Origin of the sequence: Pseudomonas sp. NFACC25 (genome assembly GCF_900100935.1) — a bacterium.
GTDB lineage: Bacteria > Pseudomonadota > Gammaproteobacteria > Pseudomonadales > Pseudomonadaceae > Aquipseudomonas > Aquipseudomonas marginalis.
In genome coordinates, this window is record NZ_FMUC01000004.1 from 250,610 (window position 1) to 274,982 (window position 24,373).

Annotated in this window: 23 protein-coding genes; 11 read left to right on the forward strand and 12 right to left on the reverse strand. The window is 63.2% G+C overall.

The genetic code is table 11. From position 1 onward, the window contains the following. The first annotated feature begins 85 nt into the window (after positions 1-85). Both BLQ09_RS12025 and iolG read left to right on the forward strand, forming a co-directional pair. On the forward strand, positions 86-1,111 hold the full coding sequence (locus BLQ09_RS12025) for a LacI family DNA-binding transcriptional regulator (RefSeq protein WP_027608509.1): 1,026 nt from the start codon (positions 86-88) through the stop codon (positions 1,109-1,111). A gap of 32 nt (positions 1,112-1,143) precedes the next feature. Continuing rightward, positions 1,144-2,148, forward strand: a complete 1,005-nt coding sequence (iolG, locus tag BLQ09_RS12030; RefSeq protein WP_027608508.1) for an inositol 2-dehydrogenase — start codon at positions 1,144-1,146, stop codon at positions 2,146-2,148. On the opposite strand, the gene BLQ09_RS12035 is transcribed toward iolG, so the two are convergent. Both BLQ09_RS12035 and BLQ09_RS12040 read right to left on the reverse strand, forming a co-directional pair. After that, positions 2,136-3,299, reverse strand: coding sequence for a GGDEF domain-containing protein (locus BLQ09_RS12035; protein WP_027608507.1), 1,164 nt, complete (start codon positions 3,297-3,299; stop codon positions 2,136-2,138). The two genes, iolG and BLQ09_RS12035, sit on opposite strands and share 13 nt — an antisense overlap. A gap of 110 nt (positions 3,300-3,409) precedes the next feature. Continuing rightward, positions 3,410-4,621, reverse strand: coding sequence for an MFS transporter (locus tag BLQ09_RS12040; protein ID WP_027608506.1), 1,212 nt, complete (start codon positions 4,619-4,621; stop codon positions 3,410-3,412). Positions 4,622-4,718: 97 nt separating this feature from the next. On the opposite strand from BLQ09_RS12040, the gene BLQ09_RS12045 reads away from it, so the two are divergent. Continuing rightward, a complete protein-coding gene (locus tag BLQ09_RS12045) occupies positions 4,719-5,540 on the forward strand; it encodes an AraC family transcriptional regulator (protein ID WP_027608505.1) in 822 nt (273 codons plus the stop codon). Here the strand turns inward: BLQ09_RS12045 and BLQ09_RS12050 are convergent. Both BLQ09_RS12050 and BLQ09_RS12055 read right to left on the reverse strand, forming a co-directional pair. Continuing rightward, complete coding sequence (locus BLQ09_RS12050; RefSeq protein ID WP_092356923.1) at positions 5,497-8,106, reverse strand: bifunctional diguanylate cyclase/phosphodiesterase; 2,610 nt, start codon at positions 8,104-8,106, stop codon at positions 5,497-5,499. The genes BLQ09_RS12045 and BLQ09_RS12050 overlap by 44 nt on opposite strands. A gap of 66 nt (positions 8,107-8,172) precedes the next feature. Further along, complete coding sequence (locus BLQ09_RS12055; RefSeq protein WP_065928047.1) at positions 8,173-8,571, reverse strand: winged helix-turn-helix transcriptional regulator; 399 nt, start codon at positions 8,569-8,571, stop codon at positions 8,173-8,175. Positions 8,572-8,661: 90 nt separating this feature from the next. On the opposite strand from BLQ09_RS12055, the gene BLQ09_RS12060 reads away from it, so the two are divergent. Beyond that, on the forward strand, positions 8,662-9,405 hold the full coding sequence (locus tag BLQ09_RS12060) for an SDR family NAD(P)-dependent oxidoreductase (RefSeq protein WP_027608503.1): 744 nt from the start codon (positions 8,662-8,664) through the stop codon (positions 9,403-9,405). Here BLQ09_RS12060 and BLQ09_RS12065 read toward each other — a convergent pair. Beyond that, a complete protein-coding gene (locus BLQ09_RS12065) occupies positions 9,357-10,562 on the reverse strand; it encodes an MFS transporter (RefSeq protein ID WP_092356926.1) in 1,206 nt (401 codons plus the stop codon). The two genes, BLQ09_RS12060 and BLQ09_RS12065, sit on opposite strands and share 49 nt — an antisense overlap. Next, complete coding sequence (locus BLQ09_RS12070; protein ID WP_092356929.1) at positions 10,559-11,581, reverse strand: alpha/beta hydrolase; 1,023 nt, start codon at positions 11,579-11,581, stop codon at positions 10,559-10,561. The genes BLQ09_RS12065 and BLQ09_RS12070 overlap by 4 nt, the downstream gene beginning before the upstream one ends. 165 nt (positions 11,582-11,746) lie before the next feature. On the opposite strand from BLQ09_RS12070, the gene BLQ09_RS12075 reads away from it, so the two are divergent. Then, the gene (locus BLQ09_RS12075) at positions 11,747-12,670 is read left to right on the forward strand and encodes an AraC family transcriptional regulator (protein ID WP_027608501.1); all 924 of its coding nucleotides are present in this window, start codon (positions 11,747-11,749) and stop codon (positions 12,668-12,670) included. On the opposite strand, the gene BLQ09_RS12080 is transcribed toward BLQ09_RS12075, so the two are convergent. Beyond that, positions 12,645-13,151 (reverse strand): GAF domain-containing protein, encoded by a 507-nt coding sequence (locus BLQ09_RS12080; protein WP_027608500.1) that lies wholly within the window; start codon positions 13,149-13,151, stop codon positions 12,645-12,647. The two genes, BLQ09_RS12075 and BLQ09_RS12080, sit on opposite strands and share 26 nt — an antisense overlap. A 52-nt stretch (positions 13,152-13,203) precedes the next feature. After that, on the reverse strand, positions 13,204-14,706 hold the full coding sequence (gene proP / locus BLQ09_RS12085; protein WP_027608499.1) for a glycine betaine/L-proline transporter ProP: 1,503 nt from the start codon (positions 14,704-14,706) through the stop codon (positions 13,204-13,206). Positions 14,707-14,915: 209 nt separating this feature from the next. Between proP and BLQ09_RS12090 the strand changes: the two genes are divergently transcribed. Both BLQ09_RS12090 and BLQ09_RS12095 read left to right on the forward strand, forming a co-directional pair. After that, complete coding sequence (locus BLQ09_RS12090; RefSeq protein WP_092356931.1) at positions 14,916-15,437, forward strand: GNAT family N-acetyltransferase; 522 nt, start codon at positions 14,916-14,918, stop codon at positions 15,435-15,437. Positions 15,438-15,591: 154 nt separating this feature from the next. After that, the gene (locus BLQ09_RS12095; protein ID WP_092356934.1) at positions 15,592-16,995 is read left to right on the forward strand and encodes an MFS transporter; all 1,404 of its coding nucleotides are present in this window, start codon (positions 15,592-15,594) and stop codon (positions 16,993-16,995) included. A gap of 224 nt (positions 16,996-17,219) precedes the next feature. Here the strand turns inward: BLQ09_RS12095 and BLQ09_RS12100 are convergent, their stop codons facing one another. Together BLQ09_RS12100 and BLQ09_RS12105 are read right to left on the reverse strand one after the other, a co-directional pair. Then, on the reverse strand, positions 17,220-18,140 hold the full coding sequence (locus tag BLQ09_RS12100) for a bifunctional helix-turn-helix transcriptional regulator/GNAT family N-acetyltransferase (RefSeq protein ID WP_092356937.1): 921 nt from the start codon (positions 18,138-18,140) through the stop codon (positions 17,220-17,222). 56 nt (positions 18,141-18,196) lie between these two features. Then, the gene (locus tag BLQ09_RS12105) at positions 18,197-19,186 is read right to left on the reverse strand and encodes a DMT family transporter (RefSeq protein ID WP_092356940.1); all 990 of its coding nucleotides are present in this window, start codon (positions 19,184-19,186) and stop codon (positions 18,197-18,199) included. A 93-nt stretch (positions 19,187-19,279) separates the two neighbouring features. Between BLQ09_RS12105 and BLQ09_RS12110 the strand changes: the two genes are divergently transcribed. Then, positions 19,280-20,188: a LysR substrate-binding domain-containing protein gene (locus BLQ09_RS12110; RefSeq protein ID WP_092356943.1), complete on the forward strand. Its 909-nt coding sequence runs from the start codon at positions 19,280-19,282 to the stop codon at positions 20,186-20,188. A 30-nt stretch (positions 20,189-20,218) separates the two neighbouring features. Here the strand turns inward: BLQ09_RS12110 and BLQ09_RS12115 are convergent, their stop codons facing one another. Both BLQ09_RS12115 and BLQ09_RS12120 read right to left on the reverse strand, forming a co-directional pair. After that, positions 20,219-21,511, reverse strand: coding sequence for a PQQ-dependent sugar dehydrogenase (locus BLQ09_RS12115; RefSeq protein WP_092356946.1), 1,293 nt, complete (start codon positions 21,509-21,511; stop codon positions 20,219-20,221). Further along, positions 21,508-21,921: a DUF2231 domain-containing protein gene (locus BLQ09_RS12120; RefSeq protein ID WP_092356949.1), complete on the reverse strand. Its 414-nt coding sequence runs from the start codon at positions 21,919-21,921 to the stop codon at positions 21,508-21,510. The genes BLQ09_RS12115 and BLQ09_RS12120 overlap by 4 nt, the downstream gene beginning before the upstream one ends. A 157-nt stretch (positions 21,922-22,078) precedes the next feature. On the opposite strand from BLQ09_RS12120, the gene BLQ09_RS12125 reads away from it, so the two are divergent. The 3 genes from BLQ09_RS12125 to BLQ09_RS12135 all read left to right on the forward strand — a co-directional run bounded on the left by BLQ09_RS12125 (position 22,079) and on the right by BLQ09_RS12135 (position 24,350). Further along, positions 22,079-22,558: a P-loop nucleotide/nucleoside kinase family protein gene (locus tag BLQ09_RS12125; protein ID WP_092356952.1), complete on the forward strand. Its 480-nt coding sequence runs from the start codon at positions 22,079-22,081 to the stop codon at positions 22,556-22,558. Then, entirely contained in the window at positions 22,555-23,349 is a 795-nt protein-coding gene (locus BLQ09_RS12130; RefSeq protein WP_092356955.1) for a nucleotidyltransferase domain-containing protein, read from the forward strand. Before BLQ09_RS12125 ends, BLQ09_RS12130 begins: the two co-directional genes overlap by 4 nt. Positions 23,350-23,447: 98 nt before the next feature. Next, positions 23,448-24,350 carry a LysR family transcriptional regulator gene (locus BLQ09_RS12135; protein WP_027608490.1) on the forward strand — a complete coding sequence of 301 codons (903 nt, stop codon included), beginning with the start codon at positions 23,448-23,450 and terminating at the stop codon, positions 24,348-24,350. Positions 24,351-24,373 lie beyond the last annotated feature (23 nt).

Consider the following 24,373-nt stretch of genomic DNA (forward strand, 5'->3'; position numbering starts at 1 on the left):
CTCGACGCCGGACAAAACTGAGACTAGCATTGCAAAACCTCAGTAATGCCTAAAAAAGACCTCATAAACACCTCAGGCGAAACCCATGCTCGAACGCGCCAAACACTTCTCCATCAAGCAGCTCGCGACCCAGGCGGGCGTGAGCAAGGCCACGGTCGACCGCGTGCTGCACCAGCGCGGCAGCGTGCACGCCCAGACTCGCCGACGTATCGAGCAGGCGCTGGATGAACTGGAATCCCAGGAGAAAAACGGCCTGGCGGTAGGGCGCACCTTCCATGTCGACGTGATCATGCACACCCCTCAGCGTTTCAGCGCCGCAGTGCAGGCGGCGATCACCGCGCAACTGGCCAGCCTCGCGCCGTTTCGCATCGCCCCGCGTTTTCACCTGTTCGAAGAAATCGAACCCCAGGCCATGCACGATCAGTTGCTGCGCTGCCTCGACACCGGCAGCCAGGGCGTGGTGCTCAAGGCCGCCGACGAACCGGCGGTGAACCAGGCCGTCAAGCACCTGATCGCGGCGGGCATCCCGGTGGTGACCTTGGTGACGGACCTGCCGCAAAGCGAACGCATCGGCTACGTCGGCATGGACAACCGCACCGCCGGCCAGACCGCCGCCTACCTGATGTCGCGCTGGCTGCCGGCGTTGCCCCAGGACGTGGCGGTGGTGATCGGCAGCGAGTTGTTCCGGGGCGAGGAGGAGCGCGAGATGGGCTTTCGCGCCTGGCTGCGCGGGCGAGCCCCTCACCTGCGGGTGCTGGACGTCAGCGGCGGCTATGGCGTGTACCCGCGCACCTTCGAGCGGGTCACCCAGGCGCTGCAACAGCATCCCGGCCTCAAGGCGGTGTACAGCGTCGGCGGCGGCAACCGTGCGATTGTCGACGCCTTCGCCGCCCTGGGTCGCCCGCTGGAAGTGTTTATCGGCCACGACCTCGACGAAGAAAACCGCCAACTGCTGCTGGACGAAAAAATCGCCGCGATCATCGACCACAACCTGCAGATCGATGCCCGCCACGTGTTCCTGCACATCCTGCACTACCACCGGTTGTGGAAGGCCGGGCCGATTGCGCCGTCACAGGTGCAGATCGTCACCCCGTTCAACCTGCCGGACTGAGTACTCCCTCCAACAACATCAGGAGTTCAACCATGCTACGTATCGCCGTCCTAGGTGCCGGGCGCATCGCCAGGATCCACGCCGCCAACGTCGCCGCCCACCCGAATGCCACGCTGGTGCTGGTGGCCGACCCCTGGCGCGAAGGCGTCGATGCCCTCAGCCGCCAACTGGGCTGCGAGGCGGCCTACGATTGTGCCGCCGCCCTCACGCGCAAAGACATCGACGCCGTGGTCATCGGCACCCCCACCGACACCCATATCGACCTGCTATTGGCCGCCGTCGCCGAGGGCAAGGCGGTACTCTGCGAGAAGCCCATCGACCTCGACATCGCCAAGGCCCGCAGCGCCGCCCAGGCCGTGGAGCGCCAGGGCGGCAAGGTGATGCTCGGCTTCAATCGCCGTTTCGACCCCGACATGCTGCGCCTGCGCCAGGCCCTGGATGCCGGCCAGATCGGCGCAGTGCGCCAGGTGATCATCACCAGCCGCGACCCAGGCCTGGCGCCGCGGGACTACCTGGAACACTCCGGCGGCATCCTGCGCGACATGACCATCCACGACTTCGACACCGCCCGCCACCTGCTCGGCGAGGAACCGGTGGAAGTCAGCGCCATTGCCAGCCGCCTGGTGGACCCGAGCCTGGAACAGATCGACGACTACGACAGCGTGATGGTCCTGCTGCGTACCGCCTCCGGCAAGCAATGCCATATCAACTGCTGCCGCCAGGCGGTGTACGGTTACGACCAGCGGGTGGAAGTCTCCGGCGCCCTTGGCGTGCTGCTCACCGACAACCATCGCCCCAGCACCCTGCGCCACTGGAGCGCCGACCACACCGAAGCGCTGGAACCGTTGCAGCATTTCTTCCTGGAGCGTTACGCCGATGCCTATCGCAATGAGCTGACCCGGTTTATCGATGCGCTGAACAGCGGCCAGCCGCTGCCCACCAGTGTGCGCGACGGGTTGTATGCGCTGCATCTGGCCGATTGTGCGTTGGAGTCGGTGAGGACGGGGAGGTGTGTGGCGGTCAGTTACGACCTGTAGGCCCCGGTCCGATCCACCAGCCGAATGCTGTCCCGTCCGCCACGCTTGGATTCATACAGCGTGGTATCTCCCTGTTCGATCAGCGCCGCCAGGCTGGCCGGCGGCTGGTCGAACAGGGTGGCGCCGATGCTCAGGGTCACCGGCGCGGGCGTGGCGAAGGTTTGTGCGGCCAGTTGCTGGAACTGCTCGCGCAGGCTGCTGCCCAGTTCGACGATCTGCTCGGTCGAGGCCGGGTTGAGCAGGATCACAAACTCATCACCGCCCAAACGTGCGGCCAGCGCGCCTCGGGGCACGACGGCGCGAATCATCTCGCTCAAGGCGATCAGCACGCGGTCGCCGGCGGTATGGCCGTGGAGGTCGTTGACCGACTTGAAGTTGTCGATATCGATCAGCAGCAGGGCGCCTGGTTGTTGCGCCGACACCTGGGCCAGCAGGCGCGGCGCGCGCAGGTCGAGGGCGCGGCGGTTGTAGAGGGCGGTGAGTGGGTCGCGGGCGGCGAGGCGGGCGATCTGCTGTTCGCGGCGGTAGCGCTCCGAGCCGGTCATTGACAGCGCAATCAGCATGATCGCCATGGCGCCTTCCACCAGGGACACCTGGATGATCTCGCCCTTGAACGCCGCAAGGTCGATCAAGGTGCCGGGGATCACCACCGACAGCGCCTTGGCCACGTAGAACATGCCGTGGACCAGCAGCACATAACGCAGTTGCACCGCGCCGATGCTCAATGATCGGCCGTGGGGCCGCAGCAGGAAACTGGCGCGCAGGGTCGGCAGTGCGACCAGCAGCGACTGCACGCCCAACATGGCTTTGGACCACGGCAGGTCGGTCGGGAGCATCAGCATGCCCAGCCACACGGCCAGCAGCAGCCACCATCGCGGCGACAGGCGTACCTGGGTAAAGCGTGCGACCCCGAGCAAGAACAGGCAGTGCGCGGCCACCAGCAAGCCGTTGGCAAACCAGATGCCGATGAGCAGGTAGCCATTGATGCGCAGCAGGGCCAGGGTGGAGCCGACGGTGATGGTGGCGAAACCGGCGCTCCAGAACAGCAGCGAAGGTTCGCGTACGCTGCGCCATTCTATGGCCAGGTACAGGGCAGCAGCAGCGGCCAGGGCAACGGTGAGTGCCAAAATCGTAGGAGGGTCGAGCGTCATTTCGTGCCGGGTCTGCCTGGGTGTGCGTTGAAGCCGGGGATTGTAAGCGCACACGCAGGTTTTTCAGAGCCCAAACGATAATGGCATACAGCCATCCGATGATCGGCGGTCTAGACGCCTTTGGTCGACGGCAGCAGTATCGTCAGGATGCCCACCAGTGGCAGGAACGAGCACAGTGTGTAGACGTACTCGATGCCGTGGCTGTCGGCGAGCAGGCCGAGCAAGGCCGCGCCGATCCCGCTGAAGCCGAACATCAGGCCGAAAAAGATCCCGGCGATCATGCCGACATTGCCCGGCACCAGTTCCTGGGCAAACACCACGATGGCCGAGAACGCCGAGGCGAGGATAAAGCCGATCACCACGCTGAGCACGGCGGTCCAGAACAGGTCGACGTAGGGCAGGGCCAGGGTGAACGGCGCGGCACCGAGGATCGAGAACCAGATGACTTTCTTGCGCCCGATCCGGTCGCCGATCGGCCCGCCCGCGAAGGTGCCCACGGCCACCGCACCGAGGAACAGGAACAGGTACATCTGGGAACTCGATACCGACAGGTGGAATTTTTCAATCAGGTAGAACGTGAAGTAGCTGGTCAGGCTGGTCATGTAGAAGTACTTGGAGAACACCAGCACCGCCAGCACCACCAGGGCAAACGTCACGCGGCCCTTGGACAAGCCGTGGGTGGCCTTGCCGCCTTGCTTGAGCTTGAACAGGTTGAGGTGGTTGCGGTACCAGCGGCTCAAGCCATACAGCACCAGGATCGCGAACACGGCAAACAGCCCGAACCAGGCGATGTTGCCCTGGCCGTAAGGAATGATGATCGCCGCCGCGAGCAACGGCCCCAACGCGCTGCCGGTGTTGCCGCCGACCTGGAAGGTCGATTGCGCCAGGCCATAGCGCCCGCCGGAGGCCAGGCGGGCGACGCGCGAGGTTTCCGGGTGGAAGGTCGACGAGCCGACGCCCACCAGGCCTGCCGCCAGCAGGATCGCCGGGAAGCTGCCGACAAACGCCAGCATCAGGATGCCGACCAGGGTGCAGACCATGCCCGCCGGCAGCAGCCACGGCTTGGGATGCCGGTCGGTGTGGTAGCCGATCCAGGGTTGCAGCAGCGAGGCGGTCAGCTGGAACGTCAGGGTGATCAGGCCGACCTGGGTAAACGTCAGGCCGTAGTTGGCCTTGAGCATCGGGTAGATCGACGGCAATACGGCCTGGATCAGGTCATTGATCAGGTGCGCCAGGGCACAGGCGCCGAGGATACGCAGGACTAACGGGCTTACTTGGGGCGGACTCGAGGTGGCGGCAGGTGATGCGGTCAGGGTCGACATGCAGGCATTCCATACAAGGCAGCGAACAGGGGCAGCGAGTACTTGAGCAGGCTGCCCATTTCAATTTGTTTCAGAGCTTATGCTAGATTCGCCAGGAATGCCTGTCTCGCGTAATTCGGGAGGCAACCATCGTAAAAAGGGCGAAATGATCAAATCACTGGATAAATTTTTGCAGGAAATCGATGAGGGCGACTGGGCTGTCATCAGTTCGGCCACCGATTATCCGGAAAACTGGGTGATCCCCGACCACAGTCACGAAAAGCATCAATTACTCTACGCCACCGAAGGCGTGATGGTGGTGCATTCGGCGCACAACCAATGGACGGTGCCGCCCCATCGCGGCTTCTGGATGCCCTGCGGGCACGTGCACTCCCTGCGCTGCGTGGGCGCCCTGAAAATGCGCAGCGTGTTCGTGCGCCCCGACAGTTTCCCCAACCTGCCGACCGAGACCAAGGCGGTGAGTATCTCGCCGCTGCTCAGCGAGCTGATCAAGGCCTCCGTGAGCTTGAAACCGCCCTATGCCGAAGACTCCCGCGATGCGCGGATCATGCACTTGATCCTCGACGAGCTGGCGCTGTTGCCGGCCTTGCCGCTGTCGCTGCCGCAGCCTGCCGATCTGCGGATCCAGCAGATCTGCCTGGCGTGGCAGGAGGACCCGGGCGATGCCTCCACCGTGGCGGATTGGAGCGAGCGCCTGGCCCTCGACCAGAAAACCATCCAGCGCCTGTTCCGCAAGGACACCGGCATGACCTTCGGCCAATGGCGCCAGCAGGCGCGGCTGCTGCTGGCACTGGAGCGTATCGCGGTGGGGCAGAAGATTATCGACGTAGCCCTGGAACTGGGCTACGAAAGCCCCAGCGCATTTACCAGCATGTTCAAGAAACAGTTTGGCAAGACCCCGAGTCATTTTTTCCGCTGACGTCGGCGCAGTAGTCGTCCAGCAAACCGTTGAATGCGTCGATATCCAGCGGTCGGCTGAGGAAGTAGCCCTGGCCTTCTTCACACGCCACGCTTTTGAGCATGGCCAGGTGCTCAGCGGTCTCAATGCCTTCGGCCGTGACCGTCAGGGCAAGGGCACGGCCCAAGCCGACAATGGCTTGGATAATCGCTTTGTCATCCTCGCTTTCCTCCAGGCGGGTGAGGAAGCTGCGGTCGATTTTCAGGCCATCGAACGGGAACGCCCGCAGGTAGCTGAGGGACGAATAGCCGGTGCCGAAGTCATCCATGGCAATGCGGATGCCCAGTTGCTTGAGTGTGCGCATCACCTCAAGTGCGCCGACGGCGTCCTCGAGCATGACGCTTTCGGTCATTTCCACCTCAAGGCGCGCAGGGTCGATACCCGAGGCGTCCAGGGCGTGGCGCACGCGCTCCACCAGGTTGCCGCGCTTGAACTCGGTGGGTGACAGGTTCACCGAGACGAACAGCGTGTCGGGCCACTGCGCCGCGCACGCACACGCGGTGGCCAGTACCCAGTCACTCAGCGCCAGGATCAGCCCCGATTCTTCGGCAATCGGAATAAAGGTGTCCGGGGCGATCAGCCCGCGTACCGGGTGCTGCCAGCGCACCAGGGCTTCGGCCCCGACCATCTGCCCATCGGCGATGCGATAGCGCGGCTGGAAGTGCAGGCGCAGTTCGGCGTGCTTGATCGCAAAGCGCAGATCGCTCTCCAGGCGCCGCCGCTCGATGATCCGCGTATTCATGTCCCCGGAGTAAAAGCGCCAGGTATTGCGCCCGGCGGCCTTGGCCTCATACAGCGCGATATCGGCGTAGCGCAGCAGTTCGGTGGCATCGCGGGCATCGGTGGGCGCCAGGGCAATGCCGATACTGGCACTGATAAACACCTCTTGTTCGTCGATTTTGATCGCCTGCTCGATGGACTCGATCAAGCGCAGGCACAGGCTTTCGACTTCATCCTGGCTGCCGGCGTCGCTGAGGATCAGCACAAACTCATCGCCGCCGACGCGAGCCACCAGGTCACCATGGCGCACGCAAGCAGCCAGGCGGCCGGACACTTGATTGAGCACCCGGTCACCGGCGGCGTGGCCGAGCAGGTCATTGACCGGCTTGAAGCGGTCCAGGTCGAGGCTGAGCATCACCAGCGGCTGCTCGGCGCTGGGCAGGGCCTTGAGTTTGCCGTCCAGGAATGCCTGCAGGCGCGTGCGGTTGGGCAGCCCGGTCAGGGCGTCGTGTTGAGACAGGTACTCGATGCGCCGACGTGCTTCGACTTCTTCGGTGACGTCGGTGGCCGTCCCGCGAAACCCGCCACAGGGCATTTCCCGGGCCGACAGCCGGGTTGTGCGCTCCTGTCCCTGGGCATCGATATAGCGGCATTGCACACTGATGTCCACGCGCCGGCCCGGAGTGCTCAGCCACTGCGACAGCAGGTCGGCCTCGGTGTCCAGCAGGTCGCTCATGGCCGCCCCGAGCCAGGCTTGCCGGGTCAGGCCGGTGACGCTTTCGAAACGCTCCGACAGGTAGGTAAAACGCCAGCCGACATCGATTTCCCAGACCCAGTCCGAGCTGGCCTCCACCACGTCACGAAAGCGCGCCTCGCTGGTGGCCAGGGCGGCCTGGCTGTCCAGCAGGGAGGTGTGGCTGGCATCCAGGGCGAGGGCGGCGGCGGTGGTGCGGCGCAGTATCACCCAGGTCATCAGGCACACCAGCAACGCGGCCAGGCCCAGCAGCGGCAGGCCTACGCCCATCAAGCGCAGGCCGGGCCGGGCCGGTTCCCAGTGCAGGCTGCCGGCGGCGCCGTTGTCGCCCAGGGGGAAAACCAGGGTCTGGCCGATGTCATCGGGCGTGGCCACATGGAGCTTGCCCACGCCGAACTCATCGCCGATTGCGTGCAACTTGGCGCTGTTGAGGACATCGACAAAGATCAATACCGAGGCCGGCCGGCCATCGGGCACTACCGTGGGGTCGGTGCCGGGTGTGATCGCGGCGGCGGCCACCAGTGCCGGGCTGCCGCGTACATTGATGAACGCCGTGACCGGTGTTTCGTTTTCAGCCCCGGCACGCGCCTGCTCGATAATTTCGGTCAAGGGCTGGTCGAGCCACTGCGAGAGCTCGATGCTTTGCAGCTCGCCCTTGATCACCGAGTAGACCGTGCCATTGTCGTTATCGACCACAAACAGGCCTTGGAAACCGAAGTCCTGATACAGCGTGGCGCCGACGTTGCCGCGCGCGTAGGCCCAGTCGCTGTCCACGGTCATGTGCAGGTGCTTGTAGGCATCGCTCCAGAAGGCGTAGTCCTTGACAGTCACCCGCAGGGACTTCTCCAGGGATTGCACGGCTTTACGCGTATAAAACGCGCTTTCCTGCTGTTCGGAGTGATCCAGTTCGTGCGCAAGGTAAACCAGGGAGTAGGCGGCGGCGGCAAAGACCAAGGCCAGCAACGCCACGAAATTGAACAGCGACGTGCGCGCCAGCGACAGGCTGCTGCGGTCGGACAAGGTGCGGACGATAGGGGCGAGAGAGTTCGGCATGGTTTCCCGCAGGACGTCGCTGCAAGTCATTGGTATGACGGGTTATCGGCGGTGCGGGTAAAAAACTTAGCGCTTCGGTGTTGGCGGGCGTTGAAGCGCGGTGCGCCCTCGGGATGGCGGCTTCACCGGCAGGCTGTCGCCGTATTCAGCCCACCACGCCATCAGCGCCTGCAGGGTCGGCGCGAGCGCGCGGGCTTTGGCGGTTATTTCATATTCGACCCGGGGCGGTACTTCGGCGAACACCGTGCGGGTCACCAGGCCATCGTCTTCCAGCTCGCGAAGTTGGGCCGTGAGCATATGTTGGGTAATGCCGCCGATGGTCTTGCGCAGCTCGCCGAACCGATAGACCCGCTGGTTCAACAGCCACATGATTTCCAGTTTCCACTTGCCGCTGAGCAGTGAAAATGCACGCCGCATTTCTTCATGCATATTCAGCTTTTCAACGCTTTTAGTCTGGTTTTCCATACTGACTGCCACTTTTTCATCCTACTTGTGCGAATTCATCTCCGCGGGGATCTTAGCTGAAATTCATCCCTCACAGACTGGAGAAAACACATGTCCCGACTCAACGCAAAAGTCGCCATTGTCACCGGTGCCGGACGTGGTATCGGCCGCGCCACGGCCAAGCTGTTCGCGGCCCAGGGCGCCAAGGTCGCCGTGGTGTCGCGCACCCCGGAAAACGTCGCGCGCGTGGTGGCCGATATCCAGGCCGCAGGCGGCACGGCGCTCGGCGTGGTGTGCGACCTGGCTGATGCGGCGCAGGTCAGCGCAGCGGTGGCGAACGTCGTCGCCACCTATGGCGGCATCGACATTCTGGTCAATAACGCATTCGACCCGTCCGTGGTGTTTTCCTCGGTGCTCGAGTTGCCGGTCGAACAACTGCAACGCAACCTGGACATGGGCCCGATCGCCTACCTGCGCACCATGCAAGCCTGCTACCCGTACCTCAAGGCCAGCGGCGCAGGGCGGGTGATCAACTTCGGTTCGCTGGCCGGCATCATCGGCATGCAAGGCTACGCGCCCTACAACATGGCCAAGGAAGCGGTGCGCGCGCTGACCCGCTCGGCCGCGCGGGAATGGGGCGTGGATAACATCACCGTCAATAACCTGCTGCCGGTGGCCGATACCTGGGGTGATAGTTATGACGCGCCGGCACCCTCCAATGTGCTCGGGCGTTATGGCTCGCCGGAAGACGACATCGCGCCGGTGGCGCTGTTCCTGGCCAGCCAGGATGCGCAGTTCATCACCGGCTACAGCCTGACACCGGATGGCGGGCAGATCATCGATAGTGCGCGTTGACTGACCCGCGCAGCGGCCCAGGCGAGTAGCGCTGCGATGCACAGGAGCGCGGCGCTCAATGCAAACGTCACCTGGTAGCCGCACAGGTCAAACACCACACCGCCCAGCGTTGCCCCGGCAGCGATTGCCAGTTGGATGATGGCAACCATTAAGCCGCCCCCTGCCTCGGCATCGTCAGGCAGGGTTTTTGCCAGCCAGGTCCACCAGCCCACCGGCGCGGCGGTGGCTACCAGGCCCCACACACCGAGGAGCGCGGCGGTAATAACGGGCGAACTGCCGAATGCGACCAATGCCAGGGCGATCACCGCCATCAATACGGGAATGGCGATCAGCGTGGGGTACAGGCCGTTCTTCAGGACACGCTCGATCAGCAGCGTGCCGGCCAAACCGGCCAGGCCGAGCACCAGCAGCATCAACGACAGCAGCGATACTCCCACCTGGGTAACACCTTCCAGAAACGGCCGCAGGTAGGTGAACAGCATGAACTGGCCCATGAAAAACACGCTGACGGCCAGCATGCCCAGGGCCACCGGGGCGCGCTTGATCAAGCGCAACAGGTGGCCGTTGCCGGCCTGGCGACGGGGTTTGATCGATGGCAGGCTCAGCAGCAGCCACAGCACCGCAACCACGGCCACCGGCACCACGCAGAAAAACGCGCCACGCCAGCCGATCAAACCACCGAGGAAACTGCCCAACGGTGCTGCGATCACGGTTGCCAGTGCGTTACCGCCATTGACGATGGCCAAGGCGCGCGGCACCTGGCCCTCGGGCACCAGGCCCATGGCAGTGGCTGCCGACAGTGACCAGAAACCGCCGATGGCCACGCCGATCAGGGCGCGGCCCAGCATGAAGATCAGGTAGTTCGGCGCGAACGCTACCACGCTGCCGGACACGATCATCAGCAAGGTCAGCGCGACCAGCAGGCGCTTGCGATCCATGCGCGCCGCCACTCGGGCGATCACCAGGCTGGTGAGCAAGGCAAACAGGCCTGACACCGAAATACCCTGGCCGGCCTGGCCTTGGCTGATGCCCAGGTCGGCGGCCAGCGGGGTCAACAGGCTCACCGGCATGAACTCCGAGGCCACCAGGGCAAAGGCCGCCAGGGACAGGGCGAAGACGGCGCCCCAGCGGGGCGCGTGAGGGTTTATCGAGATCACTTCAAGTGACTGTTAAAGAAGCTGGTGAGCTTGGCGAAGGGGATCAGGTTGACCCGGTCGTAGAGGTCCACATGGCCGGCGTTGGGGAGGATCACCAGTTCCTTGGGCTCGGCGGCACGGTTGTAGGCGTCTTCGCTGAACTCGCGGGAGTGGGCGTCGGCACCGGCAATCAGCAACAGCGGGCGAGGCGAAATGGTCTCGATGTCGTTGAACGGATAGAAGTTCATGAACTTCACGTTGCTGGTCAGCGTCGGCATGGTGGTGGTCTGCGGCGACGCGCCGGCCGGTGTGACTTCACCGCGCGGTGTGCGGTAGAAATCGAAAAACTCATCGCCAATCGGGTTGCCGCTCCGCTTGAGCGGCGTGCCGCTGGTGTAGAGGGTCTCGCCGCCCTGGAATTCCACGTAACGCTGGTTGGCCGCCTGCACCAGCACCTGCTGGCGTTGTTCCGCTGTCATGCCGTGCTTGAGGCCGTTGCGGTTGGCGGCGCCCATGTCGTACATGCTGACCGTGGCGATGGCCTTGAGGCGTGGGTCGATCTTTGCCGCCGCGATGGCAAAGCTGCCGCCGCCGCAGATGCCGATCACGCCGATGCGCTCACGATCGACCAGCGGCCGGGTACCGAGGAAGTCCACGGCAGCGCTGAAGTCTTCGGCGTAGAGGTCGGGCAGCACCGCATTGCGTGGTGTGCCTGCGCTTTCGCCCCAGAACGACAGGTCCAGCGACAAGGTGACAAAGCCCTGTTCGGCCATTTTGGTGGCGTAGAGGTTGGCGCTCTGTTCCTTGACGGCACCCATCGGGTGGCCGACGATCAGCGCGGCATTTTTCGAGGCCGGGGCGAGCTGTTTGGGCACGAACAGGTTGCCCGCCACCGGCATGCCGTATTGATTGTTGAAGGTGACTTTTTCGACGGACACCTTGTCGCTTGTGTAGAAGTTGTTTGCACCGTTGGACATGTCGGCTCCCAGAGAAGAGAACGAAATCACCAGCAGACTCAGGGTGAGCAAGAGGCTTTTCATGGATGGATCCTTGAGAAGGGGGTCGGCACATTTTCCCGGCGTGGCTGAGGGTTCTGTAGTGCGTTCCACTGGATTACTTGCCTGATCCTCTGAGTCTGGCGGGTTGCCGGGGACGTAAGCGGGCCGGTCGGGGTAAAGTCCAACGATCAGAGCGAAGGGCCCTTTATGAAGATCAATCAAATGCCCCTGGACGTGCTGGTCCACGCGATCGGCTCAAGGGTCTGCATACCCGGCGACTACCCCATGCCCATCCCCGGCCTGGGCTTTTATCGGCGTGAGCAGCCCGCGACACCCGTGGTGTGCATGGTCGAGCCGAGCATCGTGCTGGTTGCCCAGGGTGAGAAGCGGCTGTGGGTCGGCGGCGAGGGGTACCCGTATGACACGGCACGATTTCTGCTCACGTCGCTGGATATACCGGCCAACTCCGAAGTGCTGGTCGCCAGCCCGACCCGCCCGTGCCTGGGCCTGACCTTCAAGCTCGACCTGCGCATCCTGGCCGAGCTGATCGCCCAGGGGGCGTTGCCGCCAACGCGTGAGCGGGCGGTGATGAAAGGCGTGGGGATTGGTGTCGTGACCGGCGCCATGCTCGCCTCCTTTGCGCGCCTGGTTGAATTGCTTGATGAGCCCGAAGCGATACCGGTGCTCGCACCCTTGATCCAGCGCGAGATTCACTTCCGGCTATTGCAGAGCGACCAGGCCGGCCGACTGCGCCAGATCTGTTCCGTGGACGGGCAGGGTTATCGGATTGCGCGGGCGATCGATTGGCTCAAGCTCAATTACGACGTGCCGCTGCGCGTGGACGAACTGGCCGCGCGTGTGCAGATGAGCGCGGCGACCTTTCACCATCACTTTCGCCAACTGACGGCGATGAGCCCGCTGCAGTATCAGAAATGGCTGCGCCTCAACGAAGCGCGGCGCTTAATGTTGAACGAGCACCGGGACGTGTCCAGTGCGGCGTTCAAGGTCGGCTATGAAAGCCCGTCGCAGTTCAGCCGCGAGTACAGCCGGCTTTTTGGTGTGCCGCCCAAGCGCGATATGGCCATGCTGCGCGGCAAAGCGCCGGTCAGCGATCCGCTGGCGTCAAGTTAGCGTAGAAGATGCAGCCGATCAGCCGCGCAAACAGGCTGAGGGTTTCCGGCAGGTTGGGGTCGTCAAACAGCATCGCCCGGGAATCCAGCGCACACAGTGCGCCGAACAGGCGGCCATCCGGCAGGAAGATCGGCGCCCCGGCGTAGCTCTCGATGGCGTATTGCTTGACCACCGGGCGCGTGGCAAAGCGGCCATTGGCGCTGACCTGCGGGATGAACAGGGTCTGCGGGTTGATGCAGAACTCGCTGCACAGGGTGGTTTCCAGGTCGAGCACGTCATCGGCATGAATGCCCATGTCGAAGGGGTCGTGCGCTGAACAGACAATCCATTCCAGGTCAGTGAACTTGGCGATGCCGGCAAAGCGCATGCCCGTCAGGCGGGTGACCAATTGCAGGATGCTGGTGGTGGCTTCGATTTCGGCGATGGCAGCGCGTTCGTCGGCGCTGAGTAACGCGTGTGCGGCGGTGAAGCTTGGAAGCATGGTTGAACACTCCACTGGCGTGGCGGCCCTTGCCACCACGCTTGGTCAGGTCTTAATTGATACGCGGATGCTGCTGCACCAGGTTCTGGCGCTTGGCTTCCAGTTCGGCAATCTCGGCGTCGATGTCTTCGATTTTCTGCTCGATATTGTCGTGATGCTCCTGCAGCAACTCCTTCGCTTCTTCCATGTCCGACGCAGCCGGTGCGGCGCCGCGCAGGGGTTTGTTGGCGGTTTCCTTCATGGTCAGGCCGGTGATCAGGCCGACCACCGCAAACACCATCAGGTAGTAGGCGGGCATGTACAGGTCGTTGGTGCTTTCCACCAGCCAGGCCACCGCGGTAGGGGTGACGCCGGCGATCAATACGGAGACGTTGAACGCACTGGCCAAGGCACTGTAGCGCAGGTGCGTGGGGAACATCGCCGGCAGCGTGGACGCCATGACGCCGATGAAGAAGTTAAGCACGACGGCCAGGATCAGCAAGCCGGCGAAGATCAGGCCGGTCTTGCCGCTGGTAATCAGCATGAAGGCCGGAATGGCCAGGAACAGCAGGCCGATGCTGCCGGCGATGATGAAGGGCTTGCGGCCGATCTTGTCGCTGACAAAACCGATGAACGGCTGCACGAACAGCATGCCGACCATGATCGCGATGATGATCAGCACACCGCTGTTTTCGGAGTAGTGCAGGTTATGGGACAGGTAGCTCGGCATGTACGTGAGCAGCATGTAGTACGTCACGTTGGTGGCCGCGACGATGCCGATGCAAGTCAGCAGGCTGCGCCAGTGCTTGGTGGCGATCTCCTTGAACGACACTTTCGGGCCATGGGTCAGGCCTTCGCGGTCACCCTGTTCGAGCTTGTCGACATGCTGTTGGAACGCCGGGGTTTCTTCCAGCGCATGGCGCAGGTACAGGCCGATCATGCCCAGGGGCAGGGCCAGGAAGAACGGCAGGCGCCAGCCCCAGGCCTCGAAGTCGGCTTCGCCCAGCACGCTGGAGATCAGCACCACGACGCCCGCACCGAGAACGAAACCGGCGATGGAGCCGAAGTCCAGCCAACTGCCGAGGAAACCGCGCTTGCGGTCCGGCGCATATTCGGCGACGAAGATCGAGGCGCCGGTGTATTCACCGCCCACCGAGAAGCCCTGGGCCATTTTGCACAGCAGCAGCAGGATCGGCGCCCAGATGCCGATGGAGGCATACCCGGGGATCAGGCCGATGGCGAAGGTGCTCAGCGACATGATCACAATGGTCGCGGCGAGGACTTTCTGGCGTCCGTATTTATCGCCCAGCGCGCCGAAGAACAGGCCGCCCAGGGGACGAATCAGGAACGGCACGGAGAACGTCGCCAGTGCCGCGATCATTTGTACGCTGGGGGAGGCGTCGGGAAAGAACACCTTGCCCAATACATAGGCGACAAACCCGTAGACACCAAAGTCGAACCATTCCATGGCGTTACCCAGTGCGGCGGCGGTGATCGCCTTGCGCATCTTGGCGTCGTCAACAATGGTGATGTCTTTCAAACCGATGGGCTTGACGCTTTTCTTACGTAATTTCATGCGGACCACTCTAAAACAGAACAGGGGAGGTGCCATCGTTGCAATGGCACCGCTCTGTCAGTTCAGATACAAGCGGACATGAAATAATTCACCGCTATTTGCGTTTTTTTGCCTGGGGCGCAATTTGCGTGCAATTGCCTGGGTTTTCGGGGTGAGCACCTACCCTGGGGCAAACCCGTTCGCCACAGTTGTAAAGAGGACTTATCCCGATGCCTGCCACCGTTTCCCGCCTTGTCTATCGTCCGCCACAGCTTGGGGATGTGCAGCGATTATTCGCGATCTTCGGTGACCCGCTGACCAATCTCTTCAATCCCTCCGGGCCCATGCCCAGCCTGTCCGCGGCCCAACGCCTGCTCGATCACTGGCTCCAGCAGTGGGCCGACAACGGCTATGGCTGGTGGGCGGTTGCCCGTATTGACGCGCCGGACTTCATCATCGGCTTTGGTGGAGTCGCCCCGCTTAACTACCTCACGCAACCGCGCGTCAACCTGGGCTACCGCTTTGCCGTGGAAGCCTGGGGGCAGGGCTACGCCACTGAGCTGGCACGCGATGCCCTGGCGTTGGCGTTTGACACCCTCCGTCTGCCGGAAGTGTTCGGCCTGGTGCGGCCCGATCACGCGGCGTCGATCCGTGTGCTGGAGAAGGTCGGCATGCAGCCGTTCGGTGTGCTCGACGATGTGCCCGGCAAGGCGCCGAGCCGGGTCATGCGCATTTGTCGTCCTACAACCTAGCCGCGCCTGACACTTTTCACACCCGTGAGATAGCCCGCAAAAGCCGTAATCTTTCAGATTGACAGCGGGTAGGTAGCCCGATATAAAAGCCACAGTTGTACGACGACATATGACGTTACATATGTCCTACCTAACAAAAATAAAAAGTGATGCCATGAACTTGATCGAGCCCATCAACGCCCAGCGCGTTGGCCAAGCTGTAGGCAACTATCGCTGGACCATCTGCGCGATGTTGTTTTTCGCGACCACCGTCAACTACCTCGACCGCCAGGTGCTCAGCCTGCTTGCGCCGCAGTTGTCGACGCAATTTGGCTGGAGCAACACCGATTACGCCAATATCGCGGCGGTGTTCCAGTTTGTGTATGCGATTTCCATGCTGTTTGCCGGGCGGTTTGTCGACAAGATCGGCACCAAGGCCGCCTACGTGATCGCGATTGCGGTCTGGTCCACCGGCGCCATCATGCATGCGTTCTCGGTGCCGATGGGCGAGGGCATCGCGGCGGTCAGCGCCGCGTTCGGCCTGGCGGTGATCCCCGTGTCCATCGCCGGCTTCATGCTGTCCCGGGCCGTGCTGGCGATTGGCGAGGCGGGTAACTTCCCGATTGCGATCAAGGCCACCGCCGAATATTTCCCCAAGAAAGAACGCTCGCTGGCCACCGGGATCTTCAACTCCGGCGCCAACGTCGGCGCGATCCTGGCGCCGATCTGCGTGCCCCTGATCGCCGGGATGTGGGGCTGGGAAGCGGCCTTTATGGTTATCGGCATGCTGGGCTTTGTGTGGGTGGCGGTTTGGGCGGCGGTGTATGAGAAGCCGGAGCAGCAGAAACGCCTGTCGGCCGAAGAGCTGGCCTATATCCGCAGCGACCAGGCGCAGCAGCCCTCTATCCCGCCGGTTGCAGGCGCGGTACAGAAAAAAGTCTCGTGGTTCAAGTTGCTCACCTACCGCCAGACCTGGGCGTTTGCCTTCGGCAAGTTCATGACCGATGGCGTGTGGTGGTTCTTCCTGTTCTGGCTGCCTACCTACCTGTCGGCGCAATACGGCATGAAAGGCGCCGATATCGTCATGCCGCTGGCCGTGCTGTACAGCATGACCATGGTCGGCAGCATCGGCGGCGGCTGGTTCCCCAGCTACTTCATGGCCCGTGGCGATGTCCCCTATGACGGCCGGATGAAAGCCATGCTGGTGATCGCGCTGTTCCCGTTGGTGGTGTTGCTGGCACAACCGTTGGGCTACATCAGCTTCTGGGTCCCGGTATTGCTGATCGGCGTCGGCGCCTCGGCGCACCAGGCGTGGTCGTGCAACATCTTCACCACCGTGTCCGACATGTTCCCGCAGAAAACCGTGGCCTCGGTGGTCGGCATCGGCGGCATGGCCGGCGGCATCGGCGGTGTGGTGATGACCAAGATCGGCGGCTGGGTGTTCGACTACTACAAGTCCATCAATGACATCCACACCGGCTACATGATCATGTTCGCGATCTGTGCGCTGGCGTACCTGGTGGCGTGGAGCGTGATGAAGACCCTGGTGCCGCGCCACAAGGAAATCACGGACCTGTAAACCCAGACCCGCTACCTCTGTGGTGAGCGGGCTTGTCGAATCGTCGCACCGCCGGCGTTGGGGTGCGAAGCGCCCCTAATAAAGACGGATGCGTTGTATCAGGCACTCCGCTGCGCCTGGTTTAGGGGCTGCTGCGCAGCCCAGCGCGGGACAAGCCCGCTCGCCACAGGTCCGTCGAATCACCCATAACGTTGTGTCGAGACCCATTCCTTCAAGCGTCTTTTCTACAACGCGCGCGCCCAGGTCTGGCTGACCAGCTGCTTGCCGAAACTCAAGGTCGGCTCTTCTTCCACCAACTCGAAACCGGCTTTCTGGTAGAGCTTGCGCGCATCGGTCAGGGCGCTCATGGTCCACAGCATCATGCGGGTGTAGCCGGCATCGCGGGCAAAGCGCAGGCATTCGTCCACCAGGCGCTGGCCGATGCCCAGGCCCCGCGCACTCGCATCCACGTAGAGCATGCGCAGCTTGGCGGTTGTATCGTCATGGCGCACGACGAACACCGAACCCACCACCTCACCATCCTTCTCCGCGATCCAGCAGCGCTCCCGCGCCGGGTCGAACTCGCGCAGGTACTTGGCGACGATCTCCGCCACCAGCGCTTCAAACTCCCAGTTCCAGTGGTATTCGCGGGCATACAGCGCGGCTTGCTGCTGCACCACCAGGCCCATATCCCCGGGGCGTGGGTCGCGCAGCAGGTAACTCGACGGGCGGCCTTGCAACAGGGTCTGGATGCGTTGCATGGCGTCGGTCAATTGCTGCTGCTGGGGTTCGGGCAGGCTCTCGAGCAGGGCGATGACTTCATCCTGGGTCTGCTGTTCCAGGGGCGCCAGGACCGCGCGACCGAGATCGGTGAGGTGCAATTGCACCGCGCGCGCATCGGTGGCGCAGCGGACTTTCTGGATCAGGCCGTTTTTCTCGAAGCCACTGGTCAGGCGGCTCAGGTAACCCGCGTCGAGGCTGAGCATCTGGCACAGGTCGGCGCTGGTGAGGTCGCCACGGGAGGACAGCTCGTACATCACCCGAATTTCAGTCAGGGAATAGTCGCTGTGCAGCAGGTGTTCCTGCAGCACGCCGATCTGGTGGGTGTAGAAGCGATTGAAGCCGCGCACGATGCCGGCGCGTTCCACAAGCAGGGGAGTGGACATGGCGAATGCTCGAATGGTTGCCTGAGGCAATTATATTGTTGCTTCAGGCAACCATGTCAATGGCTTTGCTCGACGGTCACCGTCCTCCCTGCACCGGCCGTCGCCTGGGGGCTCGTCAATATGATTCGAATCGCCATGACCACGCCGATCAGCACCGCGCTCAGGCCCGCGGCTTCCATGAGTGTGGGCCAGCGCCCGTGGAACCCCAGGCCAAGCAGGGTGGCGAAGAGGGATTCGAGGGCGATCAATTGGCCGCTGAGCACCATCGGCAGGCGTCGGGTCGCGGCGTTCCAGGCCCAGGCGCCGACGAGGGTCGACATCACCGCAATGATCAGGGCCCAGGCATAGAGCGGGCCTGCCTGGGAAAGGCCGAAGCCGAGCGTCGGCAGCGTGAACAAGCCAAGTGCCTGGATGAACGGCAGCAGGCACAACGTGGCGACACCGGCGCCCACCATCATCAGTGCGGTCCAGAGGCCGGTTGCCTGCGCCGCGAGGTGCGTCAGTTGCCGTTGGTTGATCACGCTGAACCACAACCAGAGGGCGACCGCACTCAGGGAAAAAAACAGCCCCGCCAACCAGGCGCTTGTATCCAATGCAGGTTGATGAAAGCTGCTGATGTTCGACAGCACGAGGCCCGTCGTGAGGCATGCCAGGGGGGCTGCCAGTCGGCGCCATGGGACTGTCCGGGTGCTGGCGTTACCCACCAGAGCCAACAATACCGGCACCGTGCCGATAAACGCCGGGGTCATGACCGGGCCGCCGAACATCACGCCGGCAGCGATGCACAGGCCGTAGCCCAGGCAACCCACCGCCCCGAGGGCGGCAGCGAGGCATCGCTGGGCGGGCCTGAGCGTGCGCAGTTGTGCCCGGCATAGCAGCACACCCGTGCCGCCCAGCACGCCTGCGATCAAAAACCGCACGGCCATCAGGTCATAAAGGCTGTAGCCGCCAGTGACGTAGGGCGCGATGAAGTTCAGCGCCCAGCCCAGTGTGGCAACAATCGCGAGCAGCACGCCGACGGCAATGGAGGTCTGTGCAGCGTTCATCCGGGGCATCCATTGAGGTAATGGATCCATGGTGCCCAGTCATGCGGGTGTGCTACAAACGAGTTCTCGGCCGTGGATGTATAACCTCAGATTATGAATACACTTGGCAAGACCCTGCCGCCCCTGGCCAGCCTGTTGCCGTTTGAAGCGGCGGCACGCCTGGGCAGTTTCTCCAAGGCAGCCGATGAGCTGCACATCACCCAGGCCGCCATCAGCCGCCAGATTCGCGGGCTGGAAGACAACCTGGGGGTGAAGCTGTTCAGCCGGCGCAACCGGGCGGTGTTCCTCACCCAAGAGGGGCGGGAACTGGGCCGGGTGGTCGGCGAGGCGCTGCGCAGCATCAGTGAGAGTGCCACCAGCCTGCGGGGGTCAACCCACAGTCATCGCGTGGTGTTGCTGTGCCAGTTGTGCGAAGCGTTTTATTGGCTGATGCCGCGCCTGTCGACGTTACACCAGCAATACCCGCACATCGAAATCCAGGTGGTGACCTCCACCCGGCCCCTGACGGAGTTCACCAGTCACTTCGACGTGGCCTTGCAAAGTACCGGGCGCGCGAGTGGCAGCCATCCGCTGATGTTCACCGCCGCCGACGAAGTGTTCCCGGTGTGCAGCCCCGGCTATCTGGACAGCAAACCACCGCTGTCGCTCGCCGGGTTGCAGTCGCGCACCTTGTTGCACCACAGCTCCCATCCTCCGCACCTGATGGAGTGGGACAGCTGGTTGCAGGTGTTCGGCCAGGCCTTGGGCGGGGAGGTGCGCGGTGCGACCTTCGATAGCTACCCGCTGATGTTGCAGGCGGCGGTGGAGGGGCATGGGATCGCCATGGGCTGGCGGCGTACGGCGAGCCGGTTGATTGACAGCGGGGCGCTGGTAAGGCCCTGTGTCGAGAGTGTGCATTTGCCCCAGGCGCTATCGATTTATCGGCAGCAGGGAGAGGACATCCGCGCTGAAGTCATGGCGTTGCTCGACTGGCTGGAGGTGCAATTGCAGGATGAAGTCTGACAGGGGCGCCGCCGCCCCTGTCATATGCCGCTATGGCTTGCGCGTCACCCGCCACACGGTATTGGCCAGGTCGTCGGCGATGATCAGCGCGCCTTTCGGGTCCACCGTCACCCCCACCGGGCGCCCACGGGTCTTGCCGTCGTCACCGCGAAAGCCGGTGGCGAAATCAATCGGCTCACCCGATGGCTTGCCATTGCTGAACGGCACGAAGATCACCTTGTAGCCCACCGGGTTGTCGCGGTTCCAGCTGCCGTGCTCGCCGACGAATACGCCGTCGGCAAATTGCTCGCCCATGGCCGGGATGGAAAAGTCCACGCCGAGTGCGGCCACGTGGGAGCCCAGGCTGTAGTCGGGCTTGATCGCGGCGGCGACTTTGGCCGGGTTCTGCGGTTGCGCGCGCGGGTCGACGTTCTGGCCCCAATAGCTGTAGGGCCAGCCGTAGAACGCGCCTTCTTTCACCGAGGTCAGGTAGTCGGGCACCAGGTCGGGGCCGAGTTCGTCGCGTTCGTTGACCACCGTCCACAGTTGCCCGGAGTCGGGTTGGATGGTCAGCGCCGTCGGGTTGCGCAGGCCGGTGGCGTATGGTTTGTGCGCGCCGGTCGCTGCATCGATCTGCCAGACCATGGCGCGGTCGATTTCCACTTCCATGCCACGTTCGGTCACGTTGCTGTTGGAGCCGATCCCCACATACAACTGGCGTCCATCGGCACTCACCGCCAGGGACTTGGTCCAGTGATGGTTGATCTGCGCCGGCAGGTCGGTGACTTTGACCGGTGCGCCGCTGGCCTTGGTCTGGCCATCGGTGTAGTCGAAGCGCACCAGCGCATCCTGGTTGGCCACGTAGAGCTTGCCATCGGCAAACGCCAGGCCGTAGGGCGCGTTGAGGTTGTCGGCGAACACCGTCTTCAACTCATAGGTGCCGTCACCGTCGGCATCGCGCAGCAGCGTCAGGCGGTTACCGCCTTTTACCTTGGTGTTGCCCTGGGCCTTGATCACGCTGGCGATCACATCCTTGGGCTTGAGCTTGGCCGCACTGCCGCCACGGCCTTCGGCGATGAGGATGTCACCGTTGGGCAGCACCAACGTCTGGCGCGGGATGGCCAGGTCGGTGGCGATGGCCGTGACGCTGTAGCCGTCGGGCACCTTGGGTTTCTGATCGCCCCAGGGGGTGGGCTCGGCGATCTTCATGCTCGGCAACAGGCTGCTTTGTTGCTCCGGCAACGTGGGGTCGGGGCCACGGGCCTGGGTCTTGTCACCTTCGCCGCCGCAGGCGCTCAGCAACAGCGCGGCGCTCAATACGCTCAGTGTGTGGGGCGTTTTCATTTGGCACCTCCCGAGCGCAGGCCGGTCCAGGTGGCCGCCAGTGTCAGCAGCAAGACGACTGCCGACATGATCAGCCCGGCAGGCATTGAGGCGTAGGCATCCTTGGCATGTTGAAAGGCATTGACCAGCCCTAATACCCAGGTGGCTAACAGCAGCAGGACATACCGCGTGGGTTGCCCCGCCTTGCGCTCGGCGCGAAGCAGGTTGACCAGCGCAAACAGGAACGCGAACCCACAGAACACCAGAGCACCGGCAATCAACCAGGACGCAAAGTTGGCCCATTGAATCTGGTAGGTCTGGGTGTAGGCAATGTCGCTGAGCAAGGCCCCGAGAAACAGCGGCACGGTGCCGGCCAGCAAGGTCGCATGCAGCGGCCCCGGCATGTATCGGTAGGCGGGAAGGGTTGTCATGGTAAGGCGGCTCCTTGTTGTACAACGCCCCTGGTCGGGGCTGCGCATAGGAAATGAACGCCTTACCTGTCAGATAGTTCAGCATAATTCGTGTCGAAATATTAAGAACCAGCCGGAAAGCTGGCATGCTCAAGGCTTCACATAAGGAGCCGTACCCATGCCAACCCTGCACCTGCTGTGCGGCAAGATCGCCTCGGGCAAGTCGACACTGGCCAAGACCCTGGTGGCCGAACACGCCGCCATCCTGCTCAGCGAAGACACCTGGCTCGCCCAGTTGTACCCCGGTGAAATCCTCTCGATCGCCGACTACCTGCGCTGTGCCCAGCGTATTCGCGGGGTGTTGGGCCCGCTGGTGATCAACCTGCTTGAATCCGGCGTCAACGTGGTGCTGGATTTTCCCGCCAATACCCTGGCCAATCGCGAATGGCTGCTGGGGTTGGCGCAGGCCGCCAAGGTGCCGCACCGCCTGCATTACCTCGAGCTGGACGACGCCACCTGCCGCGCAAGGCTGCATGCGCGCAATGCCCGGGGCGATCATGATTTCGCGGCAACGGATACCGAGTTCGACCTGATCACCCGGCATTTCTGCGTGCCGAGTGAGGCGGAAGGGCTGGTGATCGAGGTGCATCGCCCATGAGTCCGCCTTCTGCGGGCATCGACGCGGACGGTTTTATCCTCACCGTCGCCGACACGCCCGTGCAGCTTGAATACCAGCCGCTGCTGGCGGACGTCTGCGCGTCGCTCTCGACGGACGACCTGGGCCTGGACGGCCTCTATCTCTATGGCAGTGTCGCAAGGGGCGACGCCATTCCCGGCGTTTCCGACCTCGACCTCACCCTGGTGCTGCGCGAGCCGGCAACCGCGGAGCTATTGGCCCGGCTGGAGGCAGTCCGGCGTGCGCTGGAGCAGCGGCACCCCCTTGTCACCAAGGTGGATTTCGATATCGGCCACCGCGCGCAAGTACTGGCGGCGGAAAACCGCAACAGGTGGGGCTTCTGGCTCAAACACCAGTGCCGCTGCCTGTGGGGCAATGATCTGTCAGTGCATTTCGAACGGTTTCGGCCATCCCGTGACATCGCGCTGGCGGTAAATGGTGATTTTCACGCCGTATTGAGCACGTACCTCACGCGCATCGCGTGCGCCGACACCGAGGTGCAGCGACTTCGCTTGCAGCGCGAGGCTTCACGCAAGCTGATCAGGTCCACCCATGTATTGCTTTCGGAAGATGCGTCGACATGGCCCCTCACCCTCGAAGAGCATGTGGCGATGTTCGTCCGGGGGTATCCGCAGCGGGTCACTCACCTTGCGTTCTTTCTCTTTGAGGCCAGGAACCCTGGCGCCACGATGGAAAACTTCACCGCGCGGCTTCGGGCTTTTCTGGATTGGATGGATTCACCCACCGTCCTTCCTACCTACGTAGCGGATTAAAAATGTGGGGCTGTGCTTGCGCCATAAGGCTTATCCAAAGATGATAGGTTTATTAGCGTTAAACCTGACCTTTCATACGTCAAGCCTATGGAGCTCCCATGATCAACTTCCGCCTTATCCGCCACCTCTGGCTGTTCCTCGCCGTGGCCGAAGAACAGAACTTCGGCCGTGCCGCCAAGCGCCTGGGTATGTCGCAGCCGCCGTTGAGCGAGCAGATCCAGGTGCTGGAGCAGGCGCTCAAGGTCACGTTGTTCGAGCGTTCGCGGCGGGGCGCCAAGTTGACGCCGGTGGGTGCGGCGATCCTGCCGGCGGTGCGCAAGTTCGCCGAACAGTTGGAGCGCCTGGAGCTGGCGGTGGAGGAGGCGGTGGCGGGGCAGTCGGGCATGCTCACCATTGGCGCGATTTCCACGGCGATGTTTGATGTGTTGCCTGGCTTGATCGACCTGCTCAAGCAGCGATACCCCCAGCTCACCGTATCGGTGCGCGAGATCGACAGCGTGGAGGCGGTACCGGCGCTGGAGGCGGGGGATATCGACCTGGCGTTTGCGCGATTGGACGGCGACCTCGGCCCGGCGATCCAGTCCTTGCCGTTGCGCGAGGACCGCCTGATGGTGGCGCTGCCCGGCGATCACCCGCTGGCGTCGCGCACGCGCATCAGCCTGTCGAGCCTGGCCAGCGAGCCTTTGGTGATGTTTTCGCGCAAGGTCAGCCCGGTGTACTTCGACAACCTGATCGCCACGTGCCGCGCCAGCGGGTTCTCGCCGCGGGTGCTGCATGAGGTGCGTTCGGTGGCCTCGCAGATTGCCTTTGTCAGCTGCGGCCAGGGCATCGCGCTGGTGCCGGCCTCGTTGAAAAAACTCGCCCCGGATAACGTGGTGCTGCGGGCCTTGACCCAGAAGCTCAACGTCGTGACGACGGCGGTCGCCTGGAACTCGCAAAGGCCAAACCCGTTAGTCACAGAACTGGTCGCGCAATTCCAGGCTCATACGATTGGCGTATGAAAACGTTCTGCAATCGGTCATTT

Excerpts from the sequence above, each read along its gene's own strand:
- BLQ09_RS12075 (WP_027608501.1), top strand. The coding sequence starts at position 11,747 with ATGAAGATCAATCAAATGCCCCTGGACGTGCTGGTCCACGCGATCGGC.
- iolG (WP_027608508.1), top strand. The coding sequence starts at position 1,144 with ATGCTACGTATCGCCGTCCTAGGTGCCGGGCGCATCGCCAGGATCCAC.
- BLQ09_RS12095 (WP_092356934.1), top strand. The coding sequence starts at position 15,592 with ATGAACTTGATCGAGCCCATCAACGCCCAGCGCGTTGGCCAAGCTGTA.
- BLQ09_RS12135 (WP_027608490.1), top strand. The coding sequence starts at position 23,448 with ATGATCAACTTCCGCCTTATCCGCCACCTCTGGCTGTTCCTCGCCGTG.
- BLQ09_RS12045 (WP_027608505.1), top strand. The coding sequence starts at position 4,719 with ATGCCTGTCTCGCGTAATTCGGGAGGCAACCATCGTAAAAAGGGCGAA.
- BLQ09_RS12025 (WP_027608509.1), top strand. The coding sequence starts at position 86 with ATGCTCGAACGCGCCAAACACTTCTCCATCAAGCAGCTCGCGACCCAG.
- BLQ09_RS12130 (WP_092356955.1), top strand. The coding sequence starts at position 22,555 with ATGAGTCCGCCTTCTGCGGGCATCGACGCGGACGGTTTTATCCTCACC.
- BLQ09_RS12060 (WP_027608503.1), top strand. The coding sequence starts at position 8,662 with ATGTCCCGACTCAACGCAAAAGTCGCCATTGTCACCGGTGCCGGACGT.
- BLQ09_RS12110 (WP_092356943.1), top strand. The coding sequence starts at position 19,280 with ATGAATACACTTGGCAAGACCCTGCCGCCCCTGGCCAGCCTGTTGCCG.
- BLQ09_RS12070 (WP_092356929.1), bottom strand. The coding sequence starts at position 11,581 with ATGAAAAGCCTCTTGCTCACCCTGAGTCTGCTGGTGATTTCGTTCTCT.
- BLQ09_RS12125 (WP_092356952.1), top strand. The coding sequence starts at position 22,079 with ATGCCAACCCTGCACCTGCTGTGCGGCAAGATCGCCTCGGGCAAGTCG.
- proP (WP_027608499.1), bottom strand. The coding sequence starts at position 14,706 with ATGAAATTACGTAAGAAAAGCGTCAAGCCCATCGGTTTGAAAGACATC.
- BLQ09_RS12055 (WP_065928047.1), bottom strand. The coding sequence starts at position 8,571 with ATGGAAAACCAGACTAAAAGCGTTGAAAAGCTGAATATGCATGAAGAA.
- BLQ09_RS12050 (WP_092356923.1), bottom strand. The coding sequence starts at position 8,106 with ATGCCGAACTCTCTCGCCCCTATCGTCCGCACCTTGTCCGACCGCAGC.
- BLQ09_RS12105 (WP_092356940.1), bottom strand. The coding sequence starts at position 19,186 with ATGAACGCTGCACAGACCTCCATTGCCGTCGGCGTGCTGCTCGCGATT.
- BLQ09_RS12080 (WP_027608500.1), bottom strand. The coding sequence starts at position 13,151 with ATGCTTCCAAGCTTCACCGCCGCACACGCGTTACTCAGCGCCGACGAA.
- BLQ09_RS12040 (WP_027608506.1), bottom strand. The coding sequence starts at position 4,621 with ATGTCGACCCTGACCGCATCACCTGCCGCCACCTCGAGTCCGCCCCAA.
- BLQ09_RS12120 (WP_092356949.1), bottom strand. The coding sequence starts at position 21,921 with ATGACAACCCTTCCCGCCTACCGATACATGCCGGGGCCGCTGCATGCG.
- BLQ09_RS12035 (WP_027608507.1), bottom strand. The coding sequence starts at position 3,299 with ATGACGCTCGACCCTCCTACGATTTTGGCACTCACCGTTGCCCTGGCC.
- BLQ09_RS12090 (WP_092356931.1), top strand. The coding sequence starts at position 14,916 with ATGCCTGCCACCGTTTCCCGCCTTGTCTATCGTCCGCCACAGCTTGGG.
- BLQ09_RS12100 (WP_092356937.1), bottom strand. The coding sequence starts at position 18,140 with ATGTCCACTCCCCTGCTTGTGGAACGCGCCGGCATCGTGCGCGGCTTC.
- BLQ09_RS12115 (WP_092356946.1), bottom strand. The coding sequence starts at position 21,511 with ATGAAAACGCCCCACACACTGAGCGTATTGAGCGCCGCGCTGTTGCTG.